We start from the raw sequence: 15,677 nt of genomic DNA, 5'->3' as shown, positions 1-15,677 counted from the left end.
TATCAACATTGGAAAACATGATTCATATTGATAGTAGTCTATCAATACCGGATAATGCGCAGCTTTCCGACTTGCGCATTGCCTCATGCTGAAGATCCTGAGCTCGACCGTCCTGCTGGCCCTGGCCGCGGCGCCCACCTGGGCACAGACCACCCCTCCCGCCGCCGGCCAGCCCGCCGAGCCGGCGACGCCCGGTACCCAGCAGCTGCATGGGCGGGCCGACGAAAACGTGATGCGCCAGGCCGAGGATGCCTTCGGCACCAGCGTCGGCCGCGAGACCATCGGCCTGTACAACTCGTCCAGCGTGCGCGGCTTCTCGCCGGTCGCGGCGGGCAATGCGCGCATCGAGGGCCTGTACTTCGACCAGGTCTGGGGCCTCACGCCGCGCATCCGGCGCTCCACCAACATCCGGGTCGGCATCTCGGCCCAGGGCTATCCCTTCCCGGCGCCGACCGGCATCGTCGACTACAGCTTCCGCAAGCCGGGCGACCGGGCCAGGCTGGCGCTGGTCACGGGTGGCGACAGCTACGGTGGCGCCTATGTCGAGGCCGACGGCGAACTGCCGCTGGCGCGCAGCCTGAACCTGGGCATCGGCGCCGCCGTCGGCAGCAACGAATACCCCAACGGCACCGACTCGCGCTACCGCAATGCCGCGCTGAGCCTGCGCTGGCAGCCGGCCGCAAGCCTCGAGATCGTGCCCTTCTGGCACCGTGCGGAGACCTACGACGACGAAAAGGCGCCGAGCTTCCTGCCGGCCGGCAGCCACCTGCCGCCGCGCGTCGAGCGCCGCCGTTTCAACGGCCCGGAGTGGGCCGACTTTCGCACCACCGCGATGAACTACGGCGGCCTGGCCACGCTGCGCGCTAACGAGGACTGGACCGTCCGTGCCGGCGTGTTCCGCTCGCTGTACAACGACCACCGCGCCTTCACCCACCTGCTCACCGGCGTGACGCTTGGCGGCAGCGCGAACCGGCGCCTGATCGTCGATCCGCCGGCGGAGAATGCCTCCACCAGCGGCGAACTGCGCCTCACGCGCGTCGTCGTCGAAGGCCCGCGCCTGCACAATCTGCACTTCAGCGTGCGCGGGCGCGACCGCCAGCGCCGCTACGACGGCTCGCAGGCCTTCGACCTGGGGCGCACCACGATCGATGCGCCTTACACCGCGCCCGAGCCGGCCTTCGTGTTCGGCGAGCAGACCCGCGACCGCACCCGCCAGTGGACTGGCGGCTTCGCCTACGACGGACGCTGGCGCAACCTGGGCGAGATCGGCTTCAGCCTGCAGAAGACCGACTACCGCAAGCGCCTGCAAAAGCCGGGCCTGCCGCTCGCCGCCGCCGAGGACAAGCCCTGGCTGTACAACCTGACGGCCGCCGGCCATATCAGCCCCAGGCTGGTGGCCTTCGGCAGCTTTACCCGCGGACTGGAAGAGAGCGGAGTGGCGCCCAGCAATGCGCTCAACCGCAACGAGCTGCTGCCGGCGATCCGCACCACCCAGGGCGACCTCGGCCTGCGCTATGCCTTGAGCCCGGAAATGAAGCTGGTCGCCACCCTGTTCGACCTGCGCAAGCCCTACTTCAACTTCGACGCCGGCAACCGCTACGCCCAGCTGGGCGACGTGCAGAATCGGGGACTAGAACTGTCGCTGGCGGGCGCCTTGAGCCCACGCCTGAACGTCGTCGCCGGCGCGGTCCTGTCGCGCCCGCGCGCGACCGGCGAGGGTGTGCGCCTGGGGCGGGTCGGCGAGCGTCCGGTCGGCATGAGCCGGCGCAGCGCCGAATTCAACCTGGACTGGCGCACTCCGTGGCTGGAAGGGCTGTCGCTGGACATGACGGCCTCGCACAGCGGCGCCATCACCGCCACCGTCGACAACCGGGTCGCCATCCCCGAGCGCACCCTGGTGGCGCTGAGCGGCCGCTACCGCTTCAAGCTGGGCGAGCAGCCGGCTTCGCTGCGGGTGGCGGTGAACAACGTGTTCGATACCTATGGCTGGGAACTGCGCGGCGCCGGCGCGTATGACGTCATCAACGGGCGCCTGGTGTCGGCCTACCTGTCGGTGGATCTGTAAACGTAGGGTGGACGGCTATGCTGTCCACCTTAGGTTTCTTACTCTGGCAAGGGTCTGATCAGGGAATCTTGATCCGGATCGGCATCGGCACCGGCGCCCGGCGATCCGGCATCGGCGCGCGGTCCGGCGGCGTGAGGCCGGTGACCAGGTCGGCCACGCGCACCGTCTGTCCGGTCTCGAAGCACTTGTTGGCCGCGATGCCGACCAGGGCCGACCAGGCGCCGGCGCGCTCGTCCGAGGCGCGCTTGTACTTGTCCGGCGGTCCTTCGCCGAAGATCTCGGTGAGCATGACGTCGTCGCCGCCGCCATGGCTGCCCTTGCCGATGATCGGCTCGATGTCGCGCGGCTGGCCGCGCATCGGGATCACGCGGATCGACACGTTCTCGCTGCCGCTCTGCACCTTGGCGGCGCCGGCCGCGCCGCCCGATTCGACGATGCGATGTTCGATACGGCCCTTGGTGCCGTTGAAGGCGATGTGGTAGCCCTCCCAGGCGTCATAGGCCGACAGCGCGTAGTTCAGGTGCGCGCCGTTGTCGTAGCGGACCATCACGTTCATGGTGTCTTCGATGTCGATGCTCGGGCGCCACACGCACCCGTCGCGGTAGTAGCCGTCGTAGCGTTCGTTGTCGAGGTAGAGGGCTTTCAGCCCGGGATCTGACGCCAGGTCGAAGTAGAAGTTGCACTTCTGCTTTTCCGGGCAGGTGAGGCAGCGCTCGTGCGGACCAGACAGCCCCATGCGGCGCGCGGTTTCCGGGGTGTAGAACTGGCGCGAACCGAAGGCGTGCACGGTCTCCGGCTGGGCGCCCAGCCACCAGTTGACCAGGTCGAAGTGGTGGGTCGACTTGTGCACCATCAATCCGCCCGAATTGGCCTTGTTGGCGTGCCAGCGGCGGAAGTAATCGGCGCCGTGGACGGTGTTGAGCAGCCAGGTGAAGTCGACCGAGATGACGTCGCCGATCTCGCCCGACATCAAGAGCTCCTTGATCTGGGTGCGCGGCGGGGAATAGCGGTAGTTGAAGGTGACACGGACCTGGCGGCCGGTGCGCTTGACGGCATCGATGATGCGCTGTGCCTTTTCGGCGGTGGTCGTCATCGGCTTTTCGGTGATGACGTCGCAGCCGGCTTCGAGGGCGCGCACGATGTAGTCGTCGTGGGTGGCGTCGGGCGTGGTGACGATGACGAACTGCGGTTTGGTTTCGCGGATCATGCGGTCGAAGTCCGCCGCGGCGTAGCCGCGCGGCTGGCTGGCGCCGGTCTCGGTGACGAGCTTCACGGCGCGCGCCAGGCGGCCGGCATTCTTGTCGCAGATGGCCACGACTTCGGAGGCAGCGCGGAACTTGCCCGTCATCGCATTGGTGAACATGCGCGCACGCGAACCCACGCCCACGACCGCATAGCGCTTGCGCGCGGTCGCCGCGAAGGCGCCGCCGCTAGCCAGCACCAGGCCAGCCGCCCCGGCGCCCTTCAGTACGGTGCGGCGATCGATTCCCCCGACATTCTTTTCATTCATGTTTCGTCTCCAGTCTTGTTGTGGCGCCACCGGCGTTCACAGCCGCAGGCTCGGCATATGGTGGCCTGAAGTAGGGGAATTGGCAAGACCACTTTCATAGGTGGTTGGACTAAATCACGCATCTGGTCGAACAATTTGAGCGGGAAAACCGACGTTCCAATGGAAATTCGTTAGATAATTGCAACAAATTATTGTCAACTCAACATTATTTGCAAGCTGATCAGTATACGCCGTAAATATTTGTTGCAACAAAGTGGCCTGACCAATTTATAATCCGGTCATATCACTTCTTGTAAAACCTGCAAAGACAGCGTCAGGATTTGACGGCAGCCCTGTGGACTTCGCTCCAAGTGGCCTGGCCAATCAGTAGTGTGGTCATATCAATCTTAAGAAAAAAGATAGGAGACGTGAATGAACCCGACCTTTGTTCCCACCCCACGCCGAGCCCAACTGGCAAGCGCAGTTAGCCTGGCGCTGTTCCAGCTGGCGGCCCACGCGCAGGCTCAGAACACCGAAGCCCCGTCGTCAACGCCAGCCGTGCAGGCGGTGGTGGTGACCGGCTCGCTGATCCGCCGTGTCGACGACGAGGGCACGAATCCCGTCACCACCGTCAAGGCCCAGGAACTGGAAGCCCGCGGCCATACCGAACTCAAGGACTTCGTGCTGGAGCAGCCGCAATCGCTGTCGCTCGGCACCAACTCCGGCGCGGCCGGTCCGGTGACCAACCTGCGCGGCCTTGGCCCGATGCGCACCCTGACCCTGCTGAACGGCCGCCGCCTGGCGAACGAGCCGTTGCAGGACCAGTACGTTTCCGTCAACGTGATCCCGCGCATGGCGCTGGAGCGCGTCGAGACCCTGAACGGCGGTGGCGCCTCGATCTACGGCGCCGACGCCATCGGCGGCGTCCAGAACTACTGGACCAAGCGCGGCTACCAGGGCGGCGCGGTCAAGGCCGAATACGCCCGTCCCGAACTGAGCGGCGGCGGCCGTACCAAGAGCATCAGCGGCATCTTCGGCTGGGGCGACCTGGGCGAGGAAGGCTGGAACGCCTACATCGCCATCGACCACCAGAAGAAGGATGCGCTGTTCCAGGGCGACCGTCCGGAACAGCATGACCCGGCCGTGCTGCGCAGCCTGGGCCTGGGCATCACGCCGGACGCGCGCAACCCGAACCCGCTGGCCAACTTCGGCTTCGCCCGCAACGCCAACTCGAACTACAACCCGAATTTCGCCACCGGCTGCGATTCGCCATGGTCGCTGCAGACCCTCGGCAACAACAGCCTGGCGACCCCGCCGGTCTACGCGCCGGGCTGTATCCGCAATCCGCTGTTCTGGAACGCCGTGACCGACGGCAGCGAAATCACCACCGTCGCTGGCCGCGTCAGCTGGAACCTGGCGGGCGGCCACAAGCTCGACCTCGACGTGCTGCATTCCGCGTTCACCGTGCAGAAGTTCCGCGGCATGCAGGTGCCGAACGCGACCCAGCCGTTCACCACTTACTCGATGCCGGCCACCAGCCGCTTCTACCCGGGCAAGGGCATCACGCCGCTGCCGCAGGTGGTGGGCAGCAACACCGGCGCCAACACCCCGGCCATGTTCATCGACCCGGCCAAGACCCCGGGCACGGCAACGCCGCTGAACATGAACAACCGCACCATCTACTTCCAGTGGGGCCCGGGCGAACTCGGACCGGCCTACCGCAACGACGAGCAGGGCAACGACCGCGTCGTGCTGTCGCTCGAAGGCGACGTGATGGGCTGGGACTACCGTCTCGGCGCGAACTATGGCCGTTCCAAGCGCGACACCCGCGTGGGCGAAGGCTACATCCTGTACAGCAAGGCGCAGGCCGGCTTCGACCAGGGCATCCTGAATCCGTTCGGCCCGCAGGACGCCGCCGGACTGGCCTACCTGCGCAGCATCCAGGCCGAGGACTACACCTATCGCCTGAACAAGGCCTTCAACAAGAGCATCGACGCCACCGTCACCCGTCCGGTCTGGACGCTCGGCGGCGGCGACATGGTGCTGGCGGTGTCGGGTGAACTGCGCGAAGACTCGGCGCGCACCCACAACGCGCCGCTCGACTTCGTGTACAAGCGTGCCGACGGCAGCTACAACATCGACGCTTCCGGCAACGTGGTGCAATCCGATCTGGTGGGTGAGACCCCGCAGGGCGTGGCCAAGAAGCTCAAGCGCAAGATCTCTTCGCTGATGTTCGAGGTCGATGCACCGATCACCAAGACCTGGCTGGTCAACGGTTCGGTCCGCGCCGACCGCTACGACGACCTGGACCAGACCACGGTGAACCCGGCGCTGGCGACCCGCTGGGCGCCGATGCAGGAAATGGTGCTGCGCGCCTCGGTCTCGAGCGGCTTCCGCGCGCCGTCGATCATGGACATCCAGAACCCGACCCCGGAAGTGCGCAGCCAGCTGATGGACGATCCGGTCCTGTGCCGCAGCACCCGTCCGCTGGAGCCGGGCACCGGCACCCCGTCGGCAGGTTATACCGCCGACCAGGTCTGCAACGTCCTGACCAACTACTGGACCAAGTCGCCCAACAACAGCCACCTGAAGCCGGAGAAGTCGCGCGGCTTCAACATCGGCATCGGCCTGGAGCCGATCAAGAACCTGTCGCTGACGGTCGACTACTGGGGCCTGAAGCTGCGTGACGTGCTGGGCGCGGTCTCGATCGCCGAGATCCAGCAGAACCCGGCCAAGTACGAGAGCGTCATCAACCGCCGCGCCGATGGCACCATCGACTACATCATCGCCAGCCAGGCCAACCGTGGCCAGACCCGCATCCGCGGCGCCGACTTCTCGGGCAGCTACCGCTTCCCGAAGACCAGCTTCGGCACCTTCGATGCGAAACTCGATGCGACCTGGTACCACAAGTACGAGTTCCAGAGCGAGGCGGGCGGCGCATGGAACAGCAACGTCGGCATCATCACCAACGACGGCCGCTTCGGCAGCGCCGGTCCGAACTCGGGCCTGGCCGGCATGCCGCAGGTGAACCCGCGCTGGAAGTACACCGCGGCGGTAACCTACAGCACCGGCCCGTGGCGCGCCACCCTGTCGCAGCGTTTCAACACCGCGCTGACCGACCTGACTCCGCGTGCGGGATCGAACCTGACCGAAGTGGAATCGTATAGCCAGTTCAACCTGAACGTGCGCTATACCGGCATCAAGAACACCACCGTGTCGCTGGGCGTGAACAACATCACGGAAGAGTGGCCACCGCTGACCGCCAACACGATCTACAGCGGCGGTTACCTGACCAGCCTGGCGGACATGATGGGCCGTGTCTACCGCATGTCGGTCGAGTACAAGTTCTAAGCCGACAGCTTGGAGTCGCGCAGGCGCCATGCCTGCGCATCGGCGGCACGGGCGGGAAGATCCACGCCCGTGCCGCCTTGTTTTTGTGGACAACACCATCATGCGACGATCTGCAACCACGCTGGGCGCCCTGTGCCTGGCGCTTCCCGCGATCTGCCAGCCGGCGATCCTTTCGCACATGACGCCGGCCCAGCCCCTGAGCGAGGCGCGCATCGGCGCGCTGCCCGAGGCGCAGCGCGCCGAATGGACGGCCTACCTCACGCGCTCGCGTGCGCTGATGGAGGCGGACAAGGCTGCGCTGCGCGCGGAACGCGCCGGATTGTCGGCCACGCCGGAACGCCCGCACGCCGATGCGCCGGAAGGCGGCATGTTACTGCGCAGACCGGCTGCGTGGTATGGCGGGCCTGAAGCCTTGCGGGTGGCGGACAACATCCTCAGTTTCCAGACGCCTGCCGGCGGATGGGGCAAGAACGTCGACCGTGGCGGGGCGCCGCGCCGCCCAGGCGAGCACTGGGTGCCTGGAGAAGAGCGGCAAGGCAGGACGAACTGGACCTACGTCGGCACCATCGACAACGGCGCCACCACCAACGAGTTGCGCTTCCTGGCGCGGGTCCAGGCGCAGCTGCCGGGAACGAGGGGCGGGCCCTATCGCGCCGGCTTCCTCAAGGGCCTGCGTTATCTCCTGAGTTCCCAGTATCCCAATGGCGGCTTCCCGCAGATCTATCCGCTGCAGGGCGGCTACCACGATGCGGTCACCCTGAACGACGACGCCATGGCGCGGGTCGTGAACCTGTTGATGGACGTCGGAGAAGGGCGGAGCGACTTTGCGTTCGTGCCGGCCACGCAGGTCGAAGAAGCAAAGTCTGCAGTCCAGCGCGCCGTCAGGATGTTTGTCGCGACCCAGCAGACGCAAGGCGGAAGGAAGACCGGCTGGGGTCAGCAGTTCGATGCCCTGACGCTGGAGCTTGCCGGAGCGCGTAATTTCGAACCGGCCGCCCTGGCCACGCCCGAAACCACGAGCGTGCTCCTGCTGATGATGCGCCTTTCTGACCCGCCGGGCGAAGTGCAGGAAGCGGTACATGGTGGCGTAGCCTGGCTGCGCTCGGTGGCGCTGCGCGATGTCGCCTGGAAGTCGACCACGCCCGAGCGTGGAAGAATGCTGCTGCCTGCGCCGGGAGCGGGGGAGATCTGGGCGCGCTACTACGATGCGCGTAGCATGAAGCCCGTGTTCGGCGACCGCGACCGCAGCGTCCACGACGACGTCAACGAACTGCACATCGAGCGCCGCAACGGTTATGCATGGTTCGGGACGGTTCCATCCCGGGCGATCGAGCGTTACGCCGCCTGGTCCGTGCAGTATCCGGGAGGTGCCGAATGAAGACGAACCGACGCCGCCTGCTTGCCTTGCTCGCCATGTCCCTGCCGCTGTCCGCCTGCGCGCTGCCGCCTTCGAGGAGCGCCGCCCCTGCACCGAAACCCCGTGTCATCGTCTCCACCGACATCGGCGGCACCGACTACGACGACTTCCAGTCGCTGGTCCACCTGCTGCTGTACGCCGACATGATCGAGCTGGAAGGCATGCTGGCTTCGCCATGGGGCGAGGGACGCGACCGCAAGCGCCATCTGCTCGCCATCATCGATGCCTACGAGAAGGACTATCCGAACCTGAAGACCTGGTCGGCGGATTATCCGAGCCCGGCCACCCTGCGCAGCATCTCGAAGCAGGGCGGCCTGGACCTGGCGCCGCCGCCCGGCTGGGGCCAGCCGACCGAAGGGTCGAACTGGATCGTCGAGCGCGCTCGCCTGCCGGACCCGCGCCCGCTCTGGGTCCTGCTGTGGGGCGGCTTCGAAGACCTGGCCCAGGCACTGCACGATGCGCCGGACATCAAGCCCAGGCTGCGCGTGTACATGACCGGCGGTCCGAACAAGAAGTGGTCGAACGCGTCCTACGACTACCTGGCGCGCGAACACCCCGATCTCTGGATCATCGAGAACAATTCGACCTACCGCGGCTGGTTCAGCGGCGGCGACCAGCAGGGCGACCTGGATAACCGCGCCTTCGTGGAACGCCACGTCAAGGGCGTGGGCGCGCTGGGCGACTACTTCGCCGGCATCGCGCCGCTGGTCAAGATGGGCGACACGCCCTCGCTGACCTATGTGATGGGCGCGAATCCGGAGGATCCGACCGCCGGGGGCTGGGGCGGCAGCTTCGTGCGGGCCTGGGAGCGCCCGCGCGTCGTCTTCGATGCGCCGCCGAGCACGCGGGACGTGGTCGAGACCTTCGCCATCATGGAGCTGAACTACCGTCCCGCGGGCAAGGCACCGGCCGGCGCCCGGGCCAGCCTTCAGGTGGACAAGCAGGAATTCCCGGGCTTCCCGCAGCCGGACGGTTCCTGGCGCTTCCTGTTCTCGCCCAAGGAAGACAAGACCTGGAGCTACCGGATCGCCAGCAAGCATCCGGGACTGGACGGGCAGGCGGGCGGCTTCACCTCGCGCATGGCGGCGCCGGAACTGGCGCGCCGGCCGTCCAGCAGGTATCCGAAATGGTGGACCGACGACCCCGATCCGCGGCTGGCGGAAGGCATGCACCAGGGTGCGAAGACGGTCAGCCGCTGGCGCGCAGCTTTCTTGCGCGATTTCGCTGCACGCCTGCGCCGAGCGCAGGCGCCTAGACAGTCACCCTGAAGCCGGAGTAGGGTGCCTCACAAGGGCAAGGCCGTCTCGTACTTCACCTCGCGCAGCGCGACGCTCGTGTTCAGCTGCGACACGCCCGGCAGCTTGAGCAGCACGTTGTGCAGCAGGTCGTGGTAGGCATCCATGTTGGCGACCATGAGCTTGACGATGTAGTCCGAGGTCCCCGTCATTTCGTAGCACTCCATCACTTCGCGGCAGGCCCGCATCTGCGCCTCGAAGGCCTCGACCACGCCGGCCTCGTGCCGCGTCAGGGACACGTGCAGCATGCACACCAGGCCGAGGTCGAGCTTGCGGCGGTCGAGGAGCGCGGCGTAGCGGCGGATGTAGCCGTGCTCTTCGAGTTCCTTCTGGCGCCGCCAGCAGGGCGAGGCCGACATGCCGACCCGTTCGGCCAGTTCGTTGACGGACAGGCGGCCGTCCTGCTGCAGCTCGCGCAGGATGCGCATTGACGCTGCGTCAAGGTAGGATTTTTCCATTGGATGTCAATTATAGAAATAATTTACCTATTCTGCACCAAAGCCCGGTAAGTTAGAAAACTTAATTCCCCGGCATTGACTATCATCTTTCACTATGAACAAGCCCTGCAGGGCTGGCACAGTGGAGACAATAGATGGGATCGATGCACGAGGAAGTCGGCGGGGCGGCGCTGGCCGACCCTGCCTACCGGCTGGACGACAACCTGAAGCGTGAGCAGGGCCGCGTGTTCCTGACCGGCACCCAGGCCCTGATCCGGCTGCCGCTCATGCAAAAGGCCCTGGACGAGCGCGCCGGCCTGAACACCGGCGGCTTCATCTCGGGCTACCGCGGCTCGCCGCTGGGCGCGGTCGACCAGGAAGCCTGGCGCGCCTCCAGGATCCTGCAGCAGAACGCCATCGAATTCCTCGCCGCCATCAACGAGGAACTCGGCGCCACCGCCGTATTGGGCTCGCAGCAGGTCGGGGGCGACCCGAACCGCACCGTGGATGGCGTGTTCGCCATGTGGTACGGCAAGGGCCCGGGCGTGGACCGCGCCGGCGACGCGCTCAAGCACGGCAATGCGTATGGCTCCTCGCCCCTGGGCGGCGTGCTGGTGATCGCCGGCGACGATCACGGCTGCGTGTCCTCGTCGATGCCGCACCAGAGCGACCATGCCTTCATGGCCTGGGGCATGCCGGTCCTGAATCCGGCGAATATCGAGGAATACCTGGAGTTCGGCCTGTACGGCTGGGCGCTGTCGCGCTTTTCCGGCGCCTGGGTCGGCTTCAAGGCGATCTCCGAGACCGTGGAAGGCGGCGCGGTCGTCGAACTGCCCGCGCCCCCCGGTTTCAGGACGCCGGAAAACTACGTGCCGCCCGCGGATGGCCTGCACTACCGCTGGCCCGACCTGCCCAGCCTGGCGATCGAACAGCGCGTGGCCGACAAGCTGCAGGCCGTGCACGCCTTCGCGGCCGTGAACTCGATCGACAAGCTGGTGGTCGCCGCACCAGAAGCGAAGCTGGGTATCATCGCGGCCGGCAAGGCCTACCTCGACCTGCTGGAAGCCTTTGCCCGCCTGGGCCTCGGCCTCGACCAGCTCGAAGGACTCGGCCTGCGCCTGTACAAGCCGGGCCTGACCTTCCCGCTGGAGCGCACCCGCCTGCATGCGTTTGCCCATGGCCTGCAGGAAGTGCTTGTGGTGGAAGAGAAGGGCGACGTCATCGAAGGCCAGCTCAAGAGCCTGCTGTACAACCTGGCGCCGGAGCAGCGTCCGCAGGTGCTCGGCAAGACAGATACTGCCGGCCAGCCGCTGCTCTCGCAGCTGGGCGAGCTGCGCCCTTCGCGCATCGCGCCGACCCTGGTGCGCTGGCTGGGGCCGAAGCTGCCCGCCTTGCGCCTCGAAGAGTTCCTGCCGCAGTTCTGCCGCGCCGAGGTGCTGTCCAACGGCGCCGACGCGATCAAGCGCACCCCTTACTTCTGCTCGGGCTGCCCGCACAATACCTCGACCCGGGTGCCCGAAGGCAGCCGCGCGCTGGCCGGCATCGGCTGCCACTTCATGGCCAGCTGGATGAAGCGCGATACCTTCACGCTGACCCAGATGGGCGGCGAGGGCGTGCCCTGGGTCGCGGCCTCGCGCTTCTCGCGCGAGAAGCACGTGTTCCAGAACCTGGGCGACGGCACCTATTACCATTCGGGCTCGCTGGCGATCCGCCAGGCGGTGGCGGCGCGCGCCAACATCACCTACAAGATCCTGTACAACGACGCGGTGGCCATGACCGGCGGCCAGCCGGTTGACGGCAAGCTCTCCGTCCCGCAGATCCTGCAGCAGGTGCTCAGCGAAGGCGCGGTGGAGGCGGTGGTCGTCACCGACCAGCCGGAGAACTACGGGGGCGTCACCCTGCCGGCCGGGGTGGCGGTGCACCACCGCGACGAACTGGACGCCATCCAGCGCCGGCTGCGCGACACGCCCGGGGTCACGGTGCTGGTCTACGACCAGACCTGCGCCGCCGAGAAGCGCCGCCGCCGCAAGAAGAACAAGCCGGACAACATCGTCTTCCCCGACCCGCCGCGCCGCATGGTGATCAACCCGGCGGTGTGCGAAGGCTGCGGCGACTGCGGCGTGCAGTCGAACTGCCTGTCGATCCTGCCGCTCGAGACCCCGCTGGGCCGCAAGCGGAGAATCGACCAGGCTTCCTGCAACAAGGACTATTCGTGCGCGGAAGGCTTCTGCCCGAGCTTCGTGTCCGTCATCGGCGGCCAGCTCAAGAAGCCGGCCACCGCCGCGCTCGAACTGCGCCAGCTGGAAAGCATGCTGGCCGCCTATCCGCTGCCCGCCAGCTACTCCTTCGACAAGCCCTTCGAGATGCTGGTGGCGGGCGTCGGCGGCACCGGCGTGGTCACGGTCGGCGCCCTGATCACGATGGCCGCCCACCTGGAAGGCAAGGGCGCCTCGACCCTGGACTTCATGGGCTTCGCGCAGAAGGGCGGGGCGGTGATGTCGCACGTGCGGCTGGCCCCGTCGCCGCGCTTGCTGCACCAGGTCCGCATCGACCTGCAGCAGGCCGACGCCCTGCTGGCCTGCGACCTGGTGGTGGCGGCGATGCCGGACGCGCTGGCCGTGATGCGGCGCGGGCATACCCGCGTGGTCGCCAACGAGAACGAGACCCCGACCGCCGAGTTCACGCGCGATCCCGACGCCGACATCCGCAAGGACGAGCTGCTGGCCAAGATCCAGGACGCCGGCGGCCCGACGCTACGCCTGAACGCCCAGCAGCTCGCCAGCAGCGTGCTGGGCGACCCGATCGGCGCCAACATCCTCATGATGGGCGTGGCCTGGCAGCTGGGACTGGTGCCGGTCGGCCTGGAGGCATTGAACCGCGCGATCGAACTGAACGGCGTGGCCGTCGAGATGAACAAGAAGGCCTTCATGCTGGGCCGCCTGGTGGCCGCCGACGAAAAGGCCGCCGCACGCCTGGCGCAGCCGGCCAAGGTGGTGCAGTTCACGCCGCCAAGCTCGCTCGAGGAACTGGTGGCGTTGCGCGCCGACTGGCTGACGCAGTACCAGAACGCTGCCTACGCCCAGCAGTACCGCGCCGCCGTGGCGAAGGTTGAAGCGCGCGAAGTCGAGATCGAGGGTCCGGCGTCGAAGCGTGCAGTGGCCAAGGCGGTCGCCCGATCGCTGTTCAAGGTGATGGCTTACAAGGACGAATACGAAGTGGCGCGCCTGCACACGCAGACCGGCTTCCTGGAAGGCTTGAAGGAGCAGTTCGAGGGCGACTTCCGGGTCGAGTACCACCTGGCGCCGCCGCTGCTGGCCAGGAAGAAGCCGGGCACGGACATCCCTGCCAAGATGCGCTTCGGCCCGTGGATGCGCTCGGCCTTCCGCATGCTGGCGCCGCTGAAGGTCTTGCGCGGCACCGCCTTCGACGTCTTCGGCTATACCCACGAGCGCCGCGCCGAGCGCCGGCTGCGCAGCGACTATTTTGCGCTGGTCGACATGCTGGCCACGGAGCTGACGCTGGAAAACCGTGCGGCGGCGCTCAAGCTGGCCCAGGTGGCGGAGTCGATCCGCGGCTATGGACACGTCAAGGCGGCTAACCTGGAGGGCGCCAGGGCGGAGACGGCCCGCCTGCTGCAGGCCTTCAAGAAGCACATGAAGGAGCAGATGAAGGAAGTTGCGCTGGTGCGCATGGATCGTTGAAATCGCGCAAGTTCGCGCGCGCATGCCTGGTGGAGGATGATGCTGTCAGGCAAAACTCGCGAACTCGGTTATAATGCACCGCAACATAACCCCAAATCGCCGGCACCTGCCGGCGATTTGCATTTACGGCAGCGTTTTTTCATTTTTATCATTGCCATCTTGCGAATACGATCATGGGCCACGACATCAAGACCTTCAAGGAAGCCCTCGCGCTACTAGTGCGCGTCTGGCGCGAAGCCGCCAGCTTTTTTCTCAGCATCGAACTCTGGCTGATGGTGCTGGTCGCCGCCGCCACCGTCGGCGGCGCCTGGCTGGCGGTGCTGGGGGACGCCTGGAGCCTGCTGGCATTCGCTTTCGCCTTCGGCTACATTGCCACCCGCACGGTCCTGCACCTGAAGCGCATCCTGAACTGGCCGTTCATCTGAGTCCGGGAGTCGGCTGAAGCTGAGCCCCTTCGGTGAAAATGCATTCGTACAAATGCATTTATAATGGGCGCTCGATCCTATCGTGCCCGCCATGTCACCCGACCCTTCTTCTCACGACGTCCGCTCCGCATTCCAGCGTGAGTTCGTTTCTCCTAATCTCTGGCGCACGCGTATCGTCGTGGTCAGCATGGCGGCCCTGGCGGGACTGGTCGTCGTGGCCTTCACCTGGCTGGCAGAAGGGGCATTCGGATTGTTCCGTGACCTGGCAGCAAACGGGTGGTGGGCACCGCTGCTGTGGACACCGCTGTGCTGTGCTGCGATCGTCTGGGTCACGCGGCGCTACGCACGCGGCGCGGCCGGCTCCGGCATCCCGCAAGTCATGGCGGCGCTGGACCCCGCGCTGTCGGGCGGGCGCCGCCCCCTGCTGGTCTCCTTGCGGCTGAGCATTGCGAAAATCGCACTGACCTCGGCCGGCCTGCTGGGCGGCATGTCGCTCGGGCGCGAGGGACCATCGGTCCAGATTGCTGCCGGCGTGATGCTGGGGGCGCGCCGCTGGCTGCCGCGCGGCAGTGGCGTCAGCGCCCACTCCCTGCTGGTGGCGGGGGGCGCCGCCGGGATCGCGGCCGCCTTCAACACCCCGCTGGCGGGGATCATGTTCGCCATCGAGGAATTGTCGCGTGCGCCGGAACAGCGCAACAGCGGCCTGATCGTGGCCGGCATTGTGCTGGCCGGCCTGATCGCGGTATCCGTGTACGGCAACGGCACCCATTTCGGGGTCATCCACCCCGGCCCGATCGGCCTGTCCCTGCTGGGGCCGGGCCTGCTCGCGGCCCTGGCCAGCGGTTGCGCGGGCGGACTGTTTGCGCGCCTGCTGCTGACTTCCTTGCGCGGCGCGTCGCCCGACTGGCCGACGCGTCTGCGGGCGCGCCATCCGGTCTGGTTCGCAGCCGGCTGCGGCTTGCTGGTGGCGGCCATCGGCGCCATCAGCGGCGGGGCCACCTATGGTAGCGGCAACGAGACCACCCGCGCCTTGCTCGAGAATGAAGCCAGCCTGCCGCCGGTATTCGTGCTGCTCAAGTTCATCGCGACCTGGCTGACGGCATGGTCCGGCGTGCCGGCCGGGATATTCGCGCCTTCCCTGTCGATCGGCGCCGCGCTCGGGCACGACATCGCGCTGCTGACAGGCTACCCGCATGGGGCGGCCCTGATCGCGCTTGGCATGGTCGGCTTCCTGGCCGCTGCCACCCAGGCGCCCCTGACTGCCTTCATCATCGTCATGGAAATGGTCGACGGCCATAGCATGGTGCTGAGCCTGATGGCTTGCGCGGTGGTGGCCAGCACCGTGTCGCGGGTCTGGAGCCCGCCCTTGTACGGAGCGCTGGCCGCGATCCAGTTGCCGCCGCGGCCGCCGCGCTGACAGTCCGGCGCCGCGCAGATCCGCTTCAGTCCTGTCCTTCGTAGCCGTCGAGCGGGCTGCGCGTGGCTTGCTCAGTGCGC

9 protein-coding genes are annotated in these 15,677 nt (G+C 66.9%); 7 read left to right on the top strand and 2 right to left on the bottom strand.

The genetic code is table 11. The annotated features are described in order from the left end of the window. Positions 1-85: 85 nt before the first annotated feature. On the top strand, positions 86-2,065 hold the full coding sequence (locus B2R83_RS22255) for a TonB-dependent receptor (RefSeq protein ID WP_292045102.1): 1,980 nt from the start codon (positions 86-88) through the stop codon (positions 2,063-2,065). Positions 2,066-2,123: 58 nt separating this feature from the next. Here the strand turns inward: B2R83_RS22255 and B2R83_RS22250 are convergent, their stop codons facing one another. After that, positions 2,124-3,575 (bottom strand): Gfo/Idh/MocA family protein, encoded by a 1,452-nt coding sequence (locus tag B2R83_RS22250; RefSeq protein WP_292045100.1) that lies wholly within the window; start codon positions 3,573-3,575, stop codon positions 2,124-2,126. A gap of 411 nt (positions 3,576-3,986) precedes the next feature. On the opposite strand from B2R83_RS22250, the gene B2R83_RS22245 reads away from it, so the two are divergent. The 3 genes from B2R83_RS22245 to B2R83_RS22235 all read left to right on the top strand — a co-directional run bounded on the left by B2R83_RS22245 (position 3,987) and on the right by B2R83_RS22235 (position 9,590). Beyond that, entirely contained in the window at positions 3,987-6,905 is a 2,919-nt protein-coding gene (locus B2R83_RS22245) for a TonB-dependent receptor domain-containing protein (protein WP_292045098.1), read from the top strand. Positions 6,906-7,005: 100 nt separating this feature from the next. After that, positions 7,006-8,283: a pectate lyase gene (gene pelA, locus B2R83_RS22240; RefSeq protein WP_292045096.1), complete on the top strand. Its 1,278-nt coding sequence runs from the start codon at positions 7,006-7,008 to the stop codon at positions 8,281-8,283. Next, complete coding sequence (locus B2R83_RS22235) at positions 8,280-9,590, top strand: DUF1593 domain-containing protein (protein ID WP_292045093.1); 1,311 nt, start codon at positions 8,280-8,282, stop codon at positions 9,588-9,590. Before pelA ends, B2R83_RS22235 begins: the two co-directional genes overlap by 4 nt. A gap of 17 nt (positions 9,591-9,607) precedes the next feature. Here B2R83_RS22235 and B2R83_RS22230 read toward each other — a convergent pair whose 3' ends face one another. Then, positions 9,608-10,075, bottom strand: a complete 468-nt coding sequence (locus B2R83_RS22230; RefSeq protein ID WP_292045091.1) for an Lrp/AsnC family transcriptional regulator — start codon at positions 10,073-10,075, stop codon at positions 9,608-9,610. A gap of 134 nt (positions 10,076-10,209) precedes the next feature. Here B2R83_RS22230 and B2R83_RS22225 point away from each other — a divergent pair, with 134 nt between their 5' ends. The 3 genes from B2R83_RS22225 to B2R83_RS22215 all read left to right on the top strand — a co-directional run bounded on the left by B2R83_RS22225 (position 10,210) and on the right by B2R83_RS22215 (position 15,597). Continuing rightward, positions 10,210-13,755: an indolepyruvate ferredoxin oxidoreductase family protein gene (locus B2R83_RS22225; RefSeq protein ID WP_292045089.1), complete on the top strand. Its 3,546-nt coding sequence runs from the start codon at positions 10,210-10,212 to the stop codon at positions 13,753-13,755. Positions 13,756-13,928: 173 nt separating this feature from the next. Then, positions 13,929-14,180 (top strand): hypothetical protein, encoded by a 252-nt coding sequence (locus B2R83_RS22220; RefSeq protein ID WP_292045087.1) that lies wholly within the window; start codon positions 13,929-13,931, stop codon positions 14,178-14,180. A gap of 91 nt (positions 14,181-14,271) precedes the next feature. Further along, the gene (locus B2R83_RS22215; RefSeq protein ID WP_292045085.1) at positions 14,272-15,597 is read left to right on the top strand and encodes a chloride channel protein; all 1,326 of its coding nucleotides are present in this window, start codon (positions 14,272-14,274) and stop codon (positions 15,595-15,597) included. Positions 15,598-15,677: the final 80 nt, after the last annotated feature.

Origin of the sequence: Massilia sp. UBA6681 (assembly GCF_002454935.1) — a bacterium.
GTDB classification, from domain to species: Bacteria; Pseudomonadota; Gammaproteobacteria; order Burkholderiales; family Burkholderiaceae_D; genus Telluria; species Telluria varians.
The sequence above is the reverse complement of the archived record's forward strand: the minus strand, read 5'-3'. Positions and strand labels throughout refer to the sequence as shown.

Coding starts and splice junctions, on each gene's coding strand:
- B2R83_RS22255 (WP_292045102.1), top strand. CDS start 86: ATGCTGAAGATCCTGAGCTCGACCGTCCTGCTGGCCCTGGCCGCGGCG.
- B2R83_RS22250 (WP_292045100.1), bottom strand. CDS start 3,575: ATGAATGAAAAGAATGTCGGGGGAATCGATCGCCGCACCGTACTGAAG.
- B2R83_RS22245 (WP_292045098.1), top strand. CDS start 3,987: ATGAACCCGACCTTTGTTCCCACCCCACGCCGAGCCCAACTGGCAAGC.
- pelA (WP_292045096.1), top strand. CDS start 7,006: ATGCGACGATCTGCAACCACGCTGGGCGCCCTGTGCCTGGCGCTTCCC.
- B2R83_RS22235 (WP_292045093.1), top strand. CDS start 8,280: ATGAAGACGAACCGACGCCGCCTGCTTGCCTTGCTCGCCATGTCCCTG.
- B2R83_RS22230 (WP_292045091.1), bottom strand. CDS start 10,075: ATGGAAAAATCCTACCTTGACGCAGCGTCAATGCGCATCCTGCGCGAG.
- B2R83_RS22225 (WP_292045089.1), top strand. CDS start 10,210: ATGGGATCGATGCACGAGGAAGTCGGCGGGGCGGCGCTGGCCGACCCT.
- B2R83_RS22220 (WP_292045087.1), top strand. CDS start 13,929: ATGGGCCACGACATCAAGACCTTCAAGGAAGCCCTCGCGCTACTAGTG.
- B2R83_RS22215 (WP_292045085.1), top strand. CDS start 14,272: ATGTCACCCGACCCTTCTTCTCACGACGTCCGCTCCGCATTCCAGCGT.